Raw genomic sequence first — 17,212 nt, forward strand, 5'->3', positions numbered from 1 at the left:
TTAGTTAAACACCTTAAGAACATCTTCAACTTTTTGAGTTTCAGAAGTTAAACCGCCACCAGATAAGTACCAAACTTGTGGATCTAAATAAACGATTTTACCATTTTTCGCAGCGTTAGTAGCACCAACGATTTCGTTTTCAATCGCACCTTTTGTACCTGACTCACCTTCTGGATTTACAGCAGCATCACGGTCAACTACGAATAAAACGTCTGGGTTTGTGTCACGGATATATTCGAAGCTTACATTGTCGCCATGTGTATCAACTTTAATTTTTTCATCAGCAGCTTTTACACCATATACATCATGGATAACACCGAAGCGTGAACCAGGACCATATGCAGATAATGAACCTTCAGAACCTAAAACGATTAAAGCTTTTTCTTTAGCCGAAGCTGTTTTAGCTTTAACTTCTTCTACTTTTGCTTCGTACGCAGCGAATGCATCAGCAGCTTCTTTTTCTTTACCAAAAATCTTACCAGCTAATTCAGTTTTCTCTTTGAATGATTCCATAAAGTTTGTATCATCTACACCTACAAATACAGTTGGCGCAATTTTAGATAATTCATCGTAAGCAGATGCTTGACGACCAGAGATGAAAATAATGTCTGGATTCATAGAAGAGATTGCTTCAAAAGCAGGCTCTTTTAAAGAACCAACATTTACGTAATTTTTATCAGTATATTTGCTTAAGTATTTTGGAACTGATTTTTGTGGGACACCTGCAACTTTAACACCTAATGCATCTAAAGTATCAAGGAAACCATAGTCAAATACAACAATATTTTCAGGCATTTTATCAAGAGTTACTTCTTTAAAAGTTTCTTCACCATTTTTGATAGCAGGGATTGTAAGTGGGTAAGATGTTGCTTCTTCCTTTTGCTCTTCAGCAGGCTTTTTGTCAGTTGAAGATCCTTTATCTTCTTCTTTTGCTTCGTCCTTAGAACCGCAAGCAGCTAATACTAATAGCATCATCGCCATTAATACAGTAAGTAATTTCCAATTCTTCATTGTAAAATTGCTCCTTTAAATTTATTTATTTAGACAATTCCATCTATTGCTTTTCTAAGAGTTAAAATACACACAAATGCGACAACCATTCTGTTCTTGCACGGGGATATCCATATCATAGATTTCCTTAAGCGCATCAGAGTTGATGATGTCATTTGTAGGGCCGTCTTTGACAACACGACCATTTTTTAATGCGACAATATGATCAGAGTATACGGATGCAAAGTTAATATCGTGTAACACGATGACAACCGTTTTCCCAAGCTCATCAACGAGCTTACGCAAAATTTTCATGATTTGCACAGAGTGCTTCATGTCTAAATTATTAAGTGGCTCATCAAGTAAAATATAATCTGTATCCTGTGCAATAACCATTGCGATAAATGCACGTTGACGCTGACCACCTGATAATTCATCCAAATAATTGTGCTGAATATCCTCCAAATTCATATATTGAATTGCTTCATCTATCTTTAGCTCATCCTCAGGCTTCAAATTTCCTTTCGAATACGGGAAACGCCCAAATGAAACAAGCTCACGAATTGTTAGGCGTACATTCATATAATTTGACTGTTTTAAAATTGATACTCGCTTCGCAAAATCGTCCGATTTCCAACGACGTACATCTGATTTATCGAGTAATACTTCTCCAGTGTCTGCATTAAGTAAACGGCTTACCATTGAAAGCAATGTTGATTTACCTGCGCCATTTGGTCCAATAAAAGACGTAATTTTCCCTGGTGCAACGTCGACACTGACATCTTGAATGACCGGTTTTTTCCCAAAAAACTTAGAGATTTCTTTTACTTGGATCATCCTGCTGACCTACTTTCCTTCAATAATAAGTAGATGAAGTACACGCCACCTACGAAGTTTATAATAACGCTTAGTGTTGTATCGAAATTAAAAATACGTTCGACCATCCACTGTCCACCGACTAAAGCTACAATACTCATGACACAAGAACCTGCGATTATGACAGAGTGCTTGTACGTCTTGAAAAATTGATACGATAAATTTGCCACGATTAAGCCAAAGAACGTAATTGGTCCAACAAGAGCTGTAGAAACAGCAATTAACACCGAAGATAATATGAGCATTCGCTGTACAAGCTTGTCATACGGTACCCCTAAGTTAATCGCTGTATCACGTCCAAGCGCCATTACGTCTAATTGGTTCATGTGACGCCAGCCATAAATAAAGGTAATAATAATGACAACAGCTGCAAGCCATACTAAATCTGAATTGACATTGTTGAAGCTTGCAAACATTTTACTTTGTAAGCTTAAAAATTCATTCGGGTCTATCAACACTTGAAAGAACGTCGTTACGCTTCCTAAAAATGTTCCGACAATCATACCGACAAGCAGCAAGAAATAAATCGGACGTTTTCCTTCCTTGAACAATACGCGATAAAAAATCACCGCAAAGACAATCATAGCTAAAACAGCTAGTAAGAAATTGTATTTGGCATTAATAACGAATATCGACATAGATCCAAAGAAGAAATAGATGAACGTTTGAACCATCATATATAATGCATCAAGTCCCATTACACTTGGCGTTAAAATACGGTTATGTGTAATCGTTTGAAAGACTACAGTGGAATAAGCAATCGCAATCCCCGTTAACGACATCGCTACCACTTTAATAAGGCGGCGAGGGAACGCATAATGATAGTTACCATTAAGTTCATAAAATACATACAGTAAGATAGAAGTTACTGCAAGACTTAGTAAAATCAACATTTTAGTACGATTACGCATATGCTTTCCCCCTAAACAACATAGTTAGGAAGATCGCACTTCCGATGACACCGACAGTCATACTAATCGGAATTTCATAAGGGAAAATCAGTACACGCCCTATAATGTCGCAGAGTAATAAGAACGACATACCCAGCAATGCTGTATGAGGTAATGTTTTAGCAAGGTTATCCCCTTTGAACAGCGAAACAATATTTGGAATGATTAAACCAAGGAACGGTATCACACCAACTGTTAGCACCACCGTCGTCGAAATAAGTGCTACTAACACTAAACCTAAATTCACAACGAATTTATAGGAAAGACCTAGATTTTTTGCAAAATCCTCACCCATTCCTGCCACTGTAAAGCGACTCGCATAAATGTAAGCTAAAATCAGCACGGGTACACTTATGTATAAAAGCTCATAACGACCTTTCATCATTAATGAAAAATCTCCCTGTAACCATGCAGAAATGTTTTGGATAATATCCGCCTTATACGCAAAGAACGTTGTAATTGAAGAAAGGATATTCCCAAACATTAAGCCAATAAGCGGAATAAAGATCGCATCTTTAAACTTTATTCGATTTAATATTTGCATAAACAATAACGTGCCGGCTAAAGCAAATATGAAAGCGAAGGAAATTTTTTGAAAGTACGTGACATTTGTGAAAAACATCATCGAAATTAGTACCCCCAACTTTGTAGCATCTAATGTACCTGCTGTCGTTGGTGACACGAACTTATTCCTACTTAAGCTTTGCATAATTAAACCAGCAATACTCATACCTGCACCTGCTAACAAAATTGCTACAAGTCTCGGTATACGACTAATAAAAAATAGTCTAGTTTCTTCTGATTCGAAGTCTAATAGATCACTCGGTTTAATATCAACTACTCCGATAAATAGTGAAACTATAGACAGCACAACAGTTGCTGTTAAAAGATATCTTTTTTTCATTGTAATCCCCGGTAGATTCATTTTTGATCGTAATTCTCACTGAAAATGATTATCATTGCTCACGATTCTCATTATAAGCGCGTTTTCATTATCAGTCAACCTGTAATTGAGAATTATTCTCGTTTTATTTACGAATTCTTAAAAAACAAGCATTCTCAAAAGGATATCCACATTTTCTGTTATTCCTCAAAGTTAAATATCTCTACATTTTTTACAAAAATAAAAAGGTAATTGAGAATAAAATACTAATTTTTTCTCAATTACCTTATTAAAATCTATTATGCCTCGGCATAATTGCATCCTCAGTCGTGTGTTGTTGTCACTTCGCCTTCGCTACCAAAACACTTGCTGAAAGAAGTTAAGCTATTCGCCGAACACCTTTTAACCATGCAAAAATAATTAAAACTATTAATATAAAACCAACATACCCCATCACAGCATATAGCTTGGCTACAAGCGTCGTAAAACCAGCAAGACTTGCTAAAAAGCCCAAACCACCGATAAAAACGGCCGTTACCTTAAAACTGGCCTTATTAGGTTTTAGAAATCTTACCATAAATGAATAGAACATCCCCACTGCTGTATTATAAATCATTCCTAATAAGGAAATGGACATCAACAGACCGATTAAAGGATGAATTTCATTTGCTAAAGCTAACATCGGTATATCCATACCAACGATTACATTCATTTTTGCAAGAAGAGACAGGTTAATAAGTAGAATTAATGCTCCGAGCAACATCCCACCAATAATGCCTCCCATCCCTGCCACTTTTTCATTGCGAATAGATCCACACATAACAGTTAAAAGTGAAAAACATACACCTATATTAAAAGACAAATACAGTAAAGCAGTAACCCACCAGCTTTTAGAACTTACTTGTGCTTGTTGTGCAATAACAGCTTGTTCAACAAAGGTTAAATCCATCGTGGCTAATGAATAGACAGCTATTATCGATACAATTGCTAGCAAATAGGGTGTAGCAATAGCAATAATGTTTATAATACTCTTCACATTCATCATAACTGTCGCGATAGTAAGGACAATCATACAAATGCTCCCCAACCAAACCGGTAGTCCAAACATTTGATGAAACGTAGCACCCGCTCCTGCAAACATGATTACTGCTACCCCGAATAAGAAGAGCGACAATAAATAATCCATCACCAAACCTACAGCATTACCTGAAATTTGATAAATTAAATCCTTGTGCGATGTCGTACGCAACCTTGAGCTAATTTGAGCAATGCACATTCCTACTAAAGCAAATCCAAATGTAGCAATAAGAGCACCATAAATCCCATGAAAGCCATAGCTCGTAAAATATAGTACAATTTCCTGTCCTGATGCAAATCCCGCACCGACGATAATTCCTACATAGGCACCACCGATTTGCAAACTTTTTTTCAATCAGTTCTCTCCCTGTTTATCCTATTATTAGGACTATCACCAAAACGTGTATTTGCATAGTAGACGTTTTACCAAAAGTCAGCCACAACATTTGGTGATGAACCTATTATTGATAGACCTTCTTACTGATTGTTAACTTATCAATTACTTTCATATTAGGTGTATATCCAATTCCGGCCGATTGTGGCACACGAATATACCCATCCTCTACAACTACTTCAGGTGTAATGATATCCTCATACCAATAATGACTAGAGCCCGCAGTATCCCCAGGCAATACAAAATTAGAGAGCGATGTTAATGCAATATTATGCGCTCGTCCGATTCCCGCCTCTAACATACCACCACACCAAACAGGAATATTATTTTCCTTACATAGATCATGAATTCTTCTTGCTTCTGTTAAACCGCCAACACGTCCTATTTTGATATTGATAACACCACAACTACCAAGCTCTATCGCTTTTCGAGCATCTTCATAGGAGGTGATGCTTTCATCTAAACAAATAGGCGTTTTTAACTTTCGCTGTAACTTAGCATGATCGACAATATCATCTACAGCTAATGGCTGCTCAATCATTAATAGATTAAATGCGTCAAGTTGCTGCAATACATCCATATCGTTCAATGTATAAGCAGAATTAGCATCTACCATCAATGGCAAATCTGGCATTTCAGTTCGAATAGCACGAATAACTTCTACATCGTGGCCAGGCTTAATTTTCACTTTAACTCGTTTATAGCCTTTATTTATGTGGCCTTTTAATAAATCAATTAATGCTTCTGTGGAAGATTGAATACCTACGCTAACGCCTACCTCTATTTGCTTCTTATCTCCACCTAACGCTTGAGCAAGTGATTGTTTTGTTTGTTGAGCATAAATATCCCAAATAGCTCCTTCAATAGAGGACTTCGCCATACAATTACGACGAATAGAGGAAAACAAAGCACTTACTTCGTCTGGATGCCCAATCTCTTTATGTAACAAGATAGGGATCAAAAAGTCTTCAAGCATATGCCATGTTGTTTTTAAAGTTTCCTCGGTATACCAAGGGGCTACAAAGGCTACAGCTTCTCCCCATCCTACAGTTCCTGATTTATCTATCGCCTCTATAAGTAAGAGTTCTTTTTCATCAATTGTGCCAAAACTCGTTGTAAAAGGTGCTTTCATAGGCATTTTTATATGTCTAACTGTAATCTGTTCTAGTTTCAAAAGATTTCACTCCTTATCCTTATTATAAAGCTAATAAGGAGCGTCTGACTAATAGATAGCTATGAACATATTCATTGTGCTTTTTCATTCGAACAATTGCATAATTTTGTTCAAATAATGTCGTTAAAATAGTACGGACTTTATAACGCCAGTCCTCTGCAAGCTTAGGACTTTCTACCTTCATCTTTTGTAAATATTGAGGAATGGGCAATAAATAGGCGTCCTTATAATATAATTGCTCTCGCTGAAACTCACCATCAATATCAAGCACTGGTAAGCCATCAACCGTTAAAGTCCACGGTACAATTTCTTCAGCTCCTTCTTCCAGTTCATCCAGGGAATCCTCCACTCGATCGCGTTCAATCCACCATTCTACAGCAATTCGATCTGAAGGTAGCCCATCGTTAAAATCATCCTTGAGCGGACCATAATAATCATTTTCATACTGAAAACTAAAGGCATTGAGCTTCAAAAATGATAAATTAGCCATACATGCTTCTAATGGATCAAATAGCCAAATCACAAGTTGAAACCCATGTTCTTTTGCATATTCCTGCTGAGCATGCTTTAATAATTCACCTACACCTTGTTCACGATATGTTTTCTCCACACCAATCATGTGTGAATGTAAGTACATTTTTCCATGTCGATAGCCAACAAAGCAGTAGTTAAAGCCAATCAGTTTTTCGTCTAAAAATGCCCCAAGAACTAATCCACCATTTTGTACTGCTGCTAATAATTGATGCGAAGGAATAGCCTGACTCCCCCAAATACTTTCGTTCAAAATTTGTACTTCTGCAATATCTGTAGGTGTCATTATTTTTTGAATACGTACTCGCTCTAACATTACGCTGTCCCCTCCTTTTTATCCCCAGTTTCCAACGCTAACAATACTGCTCTTGTAAGGATTTCTACCCCCGTTACAAGCCTCGCCTGCTTAAATCTCATCTTCGGATGATGTAGTCCTGGTGTCAGCCCACAGCCTAAGCCTAACATCGTAGATTTTAAATGCGGGCGTTGAACAGCATAATGATGAAAATCTTCTCCCCCAGGTGTATGAACTGGCTTTCTTAAATTCGATAACCCTGTTGCTTGCACAATCGCTTGCTCCATAAGATATTGAGCAGTCGGGTCTACCTCAGCAGCTACTATATTTGCTACTGTACGTAATTCAATCTGTACTTTATGCAAGACCTTAGAAGAATCAATAACCCTTTTTACTCCCTGTGCAAGTGCATCCATTACATCATTTTGTTGAGCTCGTATATCAATGGTGAACGATGCACTCCCAGGAATAATATTGCCCGATTCCCCTCCTGCTTGGAATTTTGTCATCTTAATTGATACAGGAATCATTGGATCTGTATGAATCGTTCTTAAATCTTCGATAATATTTGCTCCTACTTCAATGGCATTCACGCCAAGATGTGGTCTTGCAGCATGGGCATCTTCTCCAATGATTTCCCCCTCAAGCAATCGAGAGGCTCCATGATGCAACGCGGCACAATATGTACCGTCTTCAAGCTCATGTACTGGTCTTACATGGACACCAAATAAAAAGTCTAAATCATCAATGATTCCTTCTTTTAAGACGGATAAAGCGCCTGTTCCTTTTTCTTCAGCTGGTTGAAAAATCACACGAATTGTACCGTTAAACGATGGAGCAAGCTCTTTCAAAAGTAATAGAGCACCGATTCCCATCGTCATGTGTCCGTCATGGCCACAGGAGTGATTCGCACGAAATTCACCATCTACCTCCTGCCATAACGCATCAATGTCTGTACGCAAACCGACTTTAGGATTACCATTTCCTACGTCAACATAAAGCCCTGTACTGTTTTTAAAACGTATTGGCGAAAAACCTTCACGTGTTAGTAAGTCAAAAATATAATTTGTTGTTTCTACCTCATGCCAGCTTATTTCTGGATTCGCGTGCAAATACGTGAAAATCTCCATTAATCTTGGTCTCAAATGGCTCAAAGCTTCCTTCATAGCAACCAACCCCTTAAATTATCATACTATTGAGATTATTATAAATGAAAATAAAAACTTTTCTACAAAGAAACATCCCGCATTCAGCAAATTAACCGGTATGTTACAGCATATCGCTTTCCGATTGTAGATAATCTGTATATCGAAACATAAGAACTAGGTTGGTTAATTAACCACCTCTTATTCATTTTTATTGATTAGAAAGATGCTGATTACAGGAAAGCGAAGCCAGCAACAATGGTTTATCTGCGCGAAAGCAAAGCGTCAGCGTCAAAGAGCCTATCCGGAACGGAAATCAACCACATATTAATGATGAGCAAAGTATCAACAAAATATTTCTTGGTACAAAAAAAGATGCAAGTACAGTTATTTGAATAACTGTACTTGCATTCTTTGATTAATTAATACCTCGCATTGCCTTTGAAATAATTGGCGAAAGTATTAATATTATAATCCCTAAAACAACGGATAATGCACCTAAGAAGCCGAAGTATGTGAATTCGCTTACAACTTCATAGACTTTTACAAGTTGTGCGTTGATCGCTTGTGCTGCTGCGCTTGTTAAGAACCAAAGTGACATCGTTTGTGCAGCAAAAGCCTTCGGAGCCAATTTTGTAGTAGCTGACAACCCTACTGGCGATAATAATAACTCCCCAACTACAACTAAAAAGAATGATAATACTAACCACAATGGATTTACTAAATTTTCCCCACCAGATAAATACGCTGGAACCATCATCACTATGAATGACAATCCCGCAAAGAATAATGCATAAGCAAATTTACGCGGTGTAGATGGTTGCTTATCTCCCCACTTCAACCATAACGTGGCAAATAACGGAGCCATCGTAACGACGAATAAAGGGTTTAACGATTGGAACCAAGAAGATTCGATATGGAAACCACCAATATCTAATTGCGTACGTTTATCCGCATACGTTGCTAAAATAGTTGCCCCTTGTTCTTGGATTGCCCAAAACATTACAGCCGATAAAAACAAAGGAATATAAGCGAGCAAGCGAGACTTCTCATCCTTCGTTGTTTTCTCACTGCGATACATATAAATAAAGAACACTGTTGGAATTAAAACACCTAGCGTTGTAATAATTAAACTAAAAACATTCATTGTCAGTACGCCAGTTTTGATACCAATTGCTCCAACAATAATAATAAGTAGAGCTAGAATCCCAAATCGCGTAAAGACTTTTTTGCGTTCTTCAGGCTTTAACGGGTTGTTTACCTGTAACCCTGCTAATCCTAAATTTTTCTTCTCTGTTAATTTAAAAATAACTAAACCAAAAAACATACCTAACCCTGCTAATCCAAAGCCAAGGTGGAAATTATACTTTTGTCCAATTGTTCCGACAATTAATGGTGCAAGGAATGATCCCATGTTGATACCCATATAGAAAATTGAAAAACCTGCATCTCGGCGACTATCTGTTTCAGCATAAATATCTCCGACAATACTTGAAACGTTCGGTTTTAATAAGCCTGTCCCAATGACAATAAAGGCCATTGAAGCAAATAACATACCCACGCCACCAGGTAAAGCTAGCAGTAAATGACCAAACATAATGAACACGCCACCATAAAAAATGGTTCTACGTGTACCTAGTATTCGGTCAGCAATCCAACCACCGATTATCCCTGACATGTAAACCAGTGATCCGTAGATAGCCATAATCGAGTTAGCTGTCCCACGATCTATACCAAGACCACCTTCATGTAATTCATAATACATAAAGAATATAAGAATCGCTCGCATACCGTAGTATGAAAATCGTTCCCAAAATTCTGTGAAAAATAATGTAAAGAGCCCTTTAGGGTGTCCGACAAAGCCATTTTGAGGGACGGATTTAACAATTTCATCTTTAGTAGACATAACAATATCCTCTCCCAATTTCATTATTTAATAAAAATATTATTACCCAAAAGTAAGGATAAAAACTTTATTTCATCATACTAAAGCGTTTTAAAAACTTTTTCAAGAGTTTTAAAAAATGTTGGAACTTTATCAATTTTCCTTAAATTCAGAACAAAATTAATAGAATTATACCAAACCTGTTGATATTCCTAAGTTTTCTCACTATTTGATATCTACTAAATTACAATCCACCCTAAAATTATTCTAAAATATTTTATAATCAGATTATTTTTTTTTTAACAAATAAGCTAGGATTATCTATAATTTCATCTACAACGATATAAATTCGCTTTTTCGATTACAAAAAAGCATGCTAGACACACGAAGTGCTTCTAGCATGCTCTTTTAGAATAATGATGCGATTGATCATTTAATTACATATTGTTGATATTTTGCATAATCCGCTTCTTTTATCTCTATCTTTAGCAGAGTACCATTTTCTTCATATGCTGTTTCATAGACAGAGGCATATTCATTTAAATAAGACACGATATTTCCCTGTTCATACGGAATGAGCATTTTACATGTTACATAATCAGAGAAAATATGCTGACGTATCATTTGCAGTAATTCCTCTAATCCAATCCCTTGCTTCGCTGAAATCCAAATATTATCACCGCTAATAACAGGGTATGGAACGTCTGCTATATCGGCTTTATTATACACATAAATTGTCGGTATCCCTTCAACACCAACTGCTTTGAGTGTTTCATTTGTTACTTCCATCATAAAGCCATGCTCTGAATTGGATACATCTACAACATGGAGTAATAAGTCCGCATCACGAGCCTCTTCTAGTGTTGAACGGAATGCCTTCACTAGATGATGTGGTAATTTGCTAACGAAACCAACTGTATCTGTTAATAAAAATGTCTTTTTATCAGGTAATTCTATTTGACGGACAGATGTTTCAAGTGTGGCAAAAAGCATATCCTTCTCAAACACTTGTTTATGATCTTCCTGCCCTATTTTCGTAAGTAGCTGATTCATAATGGTTGACTTACCAGCATTCGTATAGCCAACAATGGAAACGACAGGGACGGCATTTTTACGTCGTTGTTTACGCTGCGTCTCTCGTTGCTCCTTTACATGCTCTAGGTCCTTCTTTATTTTCGCAATCTGATCCTCAATTTTTCGACGATCTAGCTCGAGCTTTGTCTCACCAGCACCTCGGTTTTTAAAGCCACCACCTGTGCCACCACCTTGACGGCTGAGTGATGCATGCAAGCCGACTAAACGGGGTAGCATATATTGCAATTGTGCTAGTTCGACTTGCATCTGTGCTTCACGTGTTTTAGCACGACGTCCAAAAATATCTAAAATTAACATCGTTCTATCAATAACCTTAGTCTCTAAATCGCGCTCTAAGTTACGGATTTGTGAAGGTGACAATTCATCATTAAAAATCACTAAATTTGCTTGTGCTTCATCATAAAAGTTTTTTATTTCTTCAATTTTACCAGTACCAACATAATGAGATGGTGTAATGCGCTCTAAATTTTGTGTAACAGTACCGACAACTTCAACATTTAAAGCTTCAGCTAAATTTTTAAGCTCCTCCATTGAATAATCAAAATGCTCATCATTCCGTAAATTCACACCAACTAAAACAGCTTTTTCCAACAATATATCTACTTCTTTAATTCTATCCATCCACAAACCTCCCACCAATGCCCTGATGCTATTACGACAAATTTTCTTCATCTTACCATATAATGTCCAAATTCGTGTCGTTTAACATATACATCATAAAAAATGCGCCTTCTATGCAAAAGGCGCACTTCATTCATTTACTTACGTTCTTCTTTTAGTAATACTTCAGTGCGATTGAATTCTTCTTCAATGTCTTTATTCGGTTTATATGTCAAAATGCTGACAATAACCGCAACGATTAAGCATACTAAGAAGCCTGGAACAATCTCATATAATGTATCAGATAAGAACTTTATCCTTCCCCAAATAAAGGCAGTTGCAGCACCGGCTACCATCCCACTGAGCGCTCCGTAATTCGTTAATTTCCTCCAGTACAGTGACAGCAATATTACAGGACCGAACGCTGCACCGAAACCAGCCCAAGCAAACCCCACTAAGTCTAAAATTGAACTATCTGGATTCCATGCCAAAATCCCCGCTACAATAGCTACAACTAAAACTGAGGCACGGCCAATAAAGACATAATGTTTATCATCTGCTGTTTTATTAAATAAAGCTTTATAAATATCTTCCACAAGCGCTGACGAAGTAACAATTAATTGCGATGAAATTGTACTCATTACTGCAGCTAAAATGGCTGCTAGCATTATACCTGCAATAAATGGATGGAATAAGATTTGCCCAAGTACAATAAATACTGTCTCAGCGTCTTTTAGTTCACCTGCATTTTGCTCATAATAAGCCACACCTACTAAAGCTGTTGCAATCGCTCCGAATAAACTTAACATCATCCAACCAATACCGATACGACGAGCTTGCTTTGTTTCTTTAACTGAGCTAATAGCCATAAAGCGTACGATAATATGTGGCTGTCCAAAATAGCCTAGCCCCCATGCAAGTGATGAAATAATGACTGCTGCAGTTGCATTTGAAGACAATAAGTTCAGATGATCAGGATTTACAGCTTTAATGGATGCTATCGTGTCTCCAATTCCACCTGTTAAAGACAATCCAAATAACGGTACAGCAATAAGTGCTAAAAACATAATAAGTCCCTGTAAAAAGTCTGTATAACTAACTGCTAAAAATCCTCCAAACAATGTGTATGCTACAACAACAGCAGATACAATTAATAAGCCAGTATGGTATTCATAGCCAAACGAACTATCAAAAAATTTGCCACCTGCAACCATTCCTGAAGAAACATAAAATGTAAAGAAGATTAAAATAATTATACCTGACGCAATTCTAATTAGCTTTGTATTGTCACGTAAACGATTATCTAAATAACTCGGAATAGTAATTGAGTCATTAGTAACTTGTGTATATACACGTAATCTCGGTGCTACTAATAGCCAGTTCAAATATGCGCCAATTGTTAAACCAATGGCAATCCAAGCCTTTGAAAGTCCAGCTAAATAGATTGCACCCGGTAAACCCATTAACAGCCAGCCAGACATATCTGCTGCACCTGCACTCAGCGCTGTAACAGCAGGGCCTAGTGAACGCCCACCGAGCATGTAATCCGTTAAATTCGATGTTTTAACAAATGCATACCAACCGATTCCTAACATGGCGATCATATAAATAATAATCGCAAGTAATTGATACATGTTTGCAGACATATTTCCCCCCCCTAATTCCCCTTTAGTCTTATTAAAATGTCAGTATAATTAAAATACCACAAATATACAAGATACCCTATAAATATTCAATGAGTGAATTGTGAAATTTATAATAGCATTACACTTCATAAAGTGTGTTAAACTAGTGCCATCTATAACACGATAAAGTAGGCGATATATATGACATTTGAAGAAATGAAAGCTCAGCTTATGGAGCGAATTTTACAACAGCAACTCGTTACCGCTACGATCAGTCAACCACGTATGAAATCAAACGAAGTTAAACGTATAAAGCTAAAACCTTTATTACTAAAGGATGCTTACCATATACAAGTTGAATATCAATTTGAACGTATTTTAAAACATGAAAATGTTCTATTAGAAAATGTCCCTGATAAGCTAGAAGCATTTTTTAACGATTACCGACAAGCGCATGTTGATTTTATCGATGAAAAAATACAAGTACAGCTATCAAAAAAGAACAAAGTGCTATGGAAATCTGATAAATCCTCAACGCCAAAGCAAGTCAATTTAGCGCATAATCGCAAGAAAAATTACTTACTGGCAGAGGATAAGCCATATCCATTTTTAATTCGTCTTGGCGTGCAAACAGAAGAAGGAAAAATAAAAAAACAAAAATACGATAAATTTAAACAAATCAACCGCTTCATCGAATTTATCGATGATGCATTAACATATTTACCAAAGGATCGTCAGGTTCGTATTTTAGATTTTGGTTCAGGCAAATCCTATTTAACATTCGCCCTATACCATTATTTAAAAATCGAAAAAGGCTTAGATATTCGTGTCACTGGTTTGGATTTAAAGAAGGAAGTCATTGAAGAATGCTCACGAATTGCACAGGATTTAGGTTATGAGCAACTCGAATTTCTAGTAGGAGATATCAATGATTATAATGAAGAGTCTGCTGTAGATATGGTTGTGACTCTACACGCTTGTGATGTTGCTACTGATATGGCATTAGCCCGCGCTGTAAAATGGGGAGCGAGCGTTATATTAAGTGTTCCTTGTTGCCAACATGAGCTAAATCGCCAGCTTAACACACCAACACTGGATATCATGCTCCAACACGGTCTCGTACGCGAACGTTTTGCAGCGCTCGCAACGGATTCAATCCGAGCGGAAATTTTATCACTTGTTGGCTATGAGGCACAATTGCTGGAGTTTATAGATATGGAAAATACACCAAAAAACATTTTAATACGAGCTTATCATACAGGTAAAAAGCCAAATTCCGAACAGCGTGCTAACTATGATGCGTTTTTAAAGTTGCTAAATGCCAAGCCGTTTTTAGCAAATGAGTTACAAGCTTATCTTTAAAATAATGAGGGTATTTTACCTCCTTCGCGGGTATTTCATTGCGAAGCGCGAAGAGCGGGTATTCGGATACTTCCGATGGTGCGCACATTAAAAGGGAGGTCCAATAACTTCTGGACCTCCCTTTCTATTATAGTTCTTGTCGTAATGCTTGAATAACGTCAATTTTTGTTGCTTTACGTGCTGGACGATAGCCTGAAATCATCGCTACACCAATACTAATCGCTGATGCAATAATAACGAGCTGCCAAGGAATAAGTGAAAATGTAATGTCATTTTTACTAAATGCGTCTTCACCTGTTGCTGCTTCTAGAATTAAAGGTAATGCAGCATTTGCTACAAAGCTAAGAACATATGAAATGGCTACAGCTATTAAAGTACCAATAATACCAATGAACGTACTTTCCATTAAGAACAATCGTTGAATAAGTTTTGGGCTTGCCCCGATTGCCTTTAGTACACCGATTTCGCGAGTACGCTCTGTAACTGCCATTGTCATTGTATTGAAAATTCCAATTGAGGCGATCAAAACAGCAATTGTTCCTACAAATATTAAACCAATTTTTAAAACTAGGAAAAATACATTCATTTGATCCAATTGTTCAGTAACTGAATATACGCTATAGCCTTTGTCTTTTAGTTTGTCTAATATCGGCTTTACATTTTCCATGCTATCCGCAAAAATATTAAATTCCGAATAAAACATGTCATCCTCTTTAACCTTACCTGTTGCTGCTAAAGTTGTAGCTAGCATCGGCTTTTGCTCTGTGTCCATATAAATGGAGTTATTAATCATCCAATCATAAGATGGCTTCTTCATAACACCGACAATCGTATATTTCATTTTCCCGGTCTCTTCTGCCGCATCAGTATGAGGTACTAATGATAATTCAATCTCTTTACCAATTAATGAATCCTTATAACCTTCCTTACTACCATTATAATACGTGCCTTCTGCTTCAGCTTTTTTACTCTTTTCTTCAATAATTTTGCGCTCAGCATCATTTACTAAAGTTTGAGCAAAATGATAACCTACAATGATTTCGTTTGGCTTTGTTGGATACTTTCCTTCCGCAAGCATGCCATTCACTTGCTCAAAATCATGCATATTAGCAATATATAAATCAGAGTTTGTATCACGGCCCTCAAAAAATGAATGTGCGGATGCATTCACAGTAATCGTTTCGAGTACTGTTTCCACATGTTCTATACCTTTTATTTCATGAATTTGGTCCTCTGTAAATTGACCATTTCCAGACACTTGAATCTTCGTAACTTTTTCATTCGATAATATTTCATTACGCAAGGAATCCTGAAGCCCGAATCCAACTGAGGCGAGGACAATCAAAAATGCACAGCCCATCGTTGCCGCCAGTACTGTCATAAACACACGTAGTTTATTTTTCTTTATGTGTTGTGTAACAAAATCTAATTGATCTTTAAATAACATGTTATACTTCCTCCTTTACAAGTTCCCCATCGTACATGCGGAAACGTCGATGAGCTATTGTTGCTACTTCTTCATCGTGAGTAATGATGACAAATGTTAAACCAAGCTCACGGTTTAAACTTTGAATGAGCAGCAATATATCTTGCTCTGTTTCCGAATCAAGACTTCCTGTCGGCTCATCTGCCAACAAAATAGGTGGATTTGTAATTAGGGCTCTTGCAATACTAACTCGCTGTTGCTGACCACCCGATAATTCATTTGGGTAATGGTCTGCTACCTCCGTTAAACCAACTTTGTCCATTAACTTTTTCACCTTTTCAGTACGCACAACTTTCTTGATACCCTGTAACTTCAATGGTAGTTCAATGTTTTCCAACGCTGTTAAGCCTGGCATCAGTTGAAAGTTTTGAAAGATAAATCCGAACTGTTGCAAGCGGAAAGCTGCACTTTCTGTTTCGGTGAGATTAGCTGTTTCCATTCCATTTACTTTAATAGATCCTTGTTCAGATTTCATAAATCCAGCCAATGTTTGTAACAAGGTTGATTTACCGGATCCACTTTTACCAACAATTGCAACAATCTCACCTTTTTTCACCTCAAAGTTGACACCTTTTAATACCGGAACCTGTTTCTCCTTGCCTTTCTTGCCAATTAAAAATGTATGTTGTAAGTTTTCGACTTTAATCATTATCAAATAAACGCTCCTTCTACATTCTTTTGACTCATCACCATAACTATGGTTGGCTTCCTACGAAAGTCATCCTAAATTTTAGGTTATGAGCCTTTCTTTTCTCCATTGTAGTCAAGAATTCTTAATAAAATTGAAGGATAAAAATGAAGATATTCTTAAGAAAAGGGAACACTAATTAACAAAACGTTTCCT

At 37.0% G+C, this 17,212-nt stretch carries 14 protein-coding genes; 1 reads left to right on the forward strand and 13 read right to left on the reverse strand.

Going from position 1 to position 17,212, the window contains the following annotated elements; all coding sequences use genetic code 11:
• From ACQKNC_RS11875 to putP, 11 genes are all read right to left on the reverse strand, one after another.
• Complete coding sequence (locus tag ACQKNC_RS11875; RefSeq protein ID WP_427425053.1) at positions 1-1,011, reverse strand: siderophore ABC transporter substrate-binding protein; 1,011 nt, start codon at positions 1,009-1,011, stop codon at positions 1-3.
• Between the two features lie 54 nt (positions 1,012-1,065).
• Entirely contained in the window at positions 1,066-1,827 is a 762-nt protein-coding gene (locus tag ACQKNC_RS11880) for an ABC transporter ATP-binding protein (protein ID WP_427425054.1), read from the reverse strand.
• Positions 1,824-2,777 (reverse strand): iron chelate uptake ABC transporter family permease subunit, encoded by a 954-nt coding sequence (locus ACQKNC_RS11885; RefSeq protein WP_427425055.1) that lies wholly within the window; start codon positions 2,775-2,777, stop codon positions 1,824-1,826. Before ACQKNC_RS11885 ends, ACQKNC_RS11880 begins: the two co-directional genes overlap by 4 nt.
• Positions 2,770-3,720 (reverse strand): ABC transporter permease, encoded by a 951-nt coding sequence (locus ACQKNC_RS11890; RefSeq protein WP_427425056.1) that lies wholly within the window; start codon positions 3,718-3,720, stop codon positions 2,770-2,772. The genes ACQKNC_RS11885 and ACQKNC_RS11890 overlap by 8 nt, the downstream gene beginning before the upstream one ends.
• Before the next feature lie 358 nt (positions 3,721-4,078).
• On the reverse strand, positions 4,079-5,131 hold the full coding sequence (locus ACQKNC_RS11895) for a YkvI family membrane protein (RefSeq protein WP_427425057.1): 1,053 nt from the start codon (positions 5,129-5,131) through the stop codon (positions 4,079-4,081).
• Positions 5,132-5,237: 106 nt separating this feature from the next.
• Complete coding sequence (menC, locus tag ACQKNC_RS11900; RefSeq protein ID WP_427425058.1) at positions 5,238-6,344, reverse strand: o-succinylbenzoate synthase; 1,107 nt, start codon at positions 6,342-6,344, stop codon at positions 5,238-5,240.
• Between the two features lie 22 nt (positions 6,345-6,366).
• Complete coding sequence (locus ACQKNC_RS11905; protein WP_427425059.1) at positions 6,367-7,191, reverse strand: GNAT family N-acetyltransferase; 825 nt, start codon at positions 7,189-7,191, stop codon at positions 6,367-6,369.
• Positions 7,191-8,336 carry a M20 peptidase aminoacylase family protein gene (locus ACQKNC_RS11910; RefSeq protein WP_427425060.1) on the reverse strand — a complete coding sequence of 382 codons (1,146 nt, stop codon included), beginning with the start codon at positions 8,334-8,336 and terminating at the stop codon, positions 7,191-7,193. Before ACQKNC_RS11910 ends, ACQKNC_RS11905 begins: the two co-directional genes overlap by 1 nt.
• 397 nt (positions 8,337-8,733) lie before the next feature.
• Positions 8,734-10,221: a peptide MFS transporter gene (locus ACQKNC_RS11915; protein WP_427425061.1), complete on the reverse strand. Its 1,488-nt coding sequence runs from the start codon at positions 10,219-10,221 to the stop codon at positions 8,734-8,736.
• 408 nt (positions 10,222-10,629) lie between these two features.
• Positions 10,630-11,916 (reverse strand): GTPase HflX, encoded by a 1,287-nt coding sequence (gene hflX / locus ACQKNC_RS11920; protein ID WP_427425062.1) that lies wholly within the window; start codon positions 11,914-11,916, stop codon positions 10,630-10,632.
• A 137-nt stretch (positions 11,917-12,053) separates the two neighbouring features.
• The gene (gene putP, locus ACQKNC_RS11925; RefSeq protein ID WP_427425063.1) at positions 12,054-13,541 is read right to left on the reverse strand and encodes a sodium/proline symporter PutP; all 1,488 of its coding nucleotides are present in this window, start codon (positions 13,539-13,541) and stop codon (positions 12,054-12,056) included.
• Between the two features lie 180 nt (positions 13,542-13,721).
• Between putP and ACQKNC_RS11930 the strand changes: the two genes are divergently transcribed.
• Complete coding sequence (locus ACQKNC_RS11930) at positions 13,722-14,882, forward strand: class I SAM-dependent methyltransferase (RefSeq protein WP_427425064.1); 1,161 nt, start codon at positions 13,722-13,724, stop codon at positions 14,880-14,882.
• Positions 14,883-15,009: 127 nt separating this feature from the next.
• On the opposite strand, the gene ACQKNC_RS11935 is transcribed toward ACQKNC_RS11930, so the two are convergent.
• Both ACQKNC_RS11935 and ACQKNC_RS11940 read right to left on the reverse strand, forming a co-directional pair.
• A complete protein-coding gene (locus ACQKNC_RS11935) occupies positions 15,010-16,329 on the reverse strand; it encodes an ABC transporter permease (RefSeq protein WP_427425065.1) in 1,320 nt (439 codons plus the stop codon).
• Between the two features lies 1 nt (position 16,330).
• Positions 16,331-17,017: an ABC transporter ATP-binding protein gene (locus tag ACQKNC_RS11940; protein WP_427425066.1), complete on the reverse strand. Its 687-nt coding sequence runs from the start codon at positions 17,015-17,017 to the stop codon at positions 16,331-16,333.
• Positions 17,018-17,212 lie beyond the last annotated feature (195 nt).

The sequence above is a fragment of the Lysinibacillus sp. NPDC094177 genome (genome assembly GCF_050279145.1).
Classification (GTDB): Bacteria; Bacillota; Bacilli; order Bacillales_A; family Planococcaceae; genus Lysinibacillus.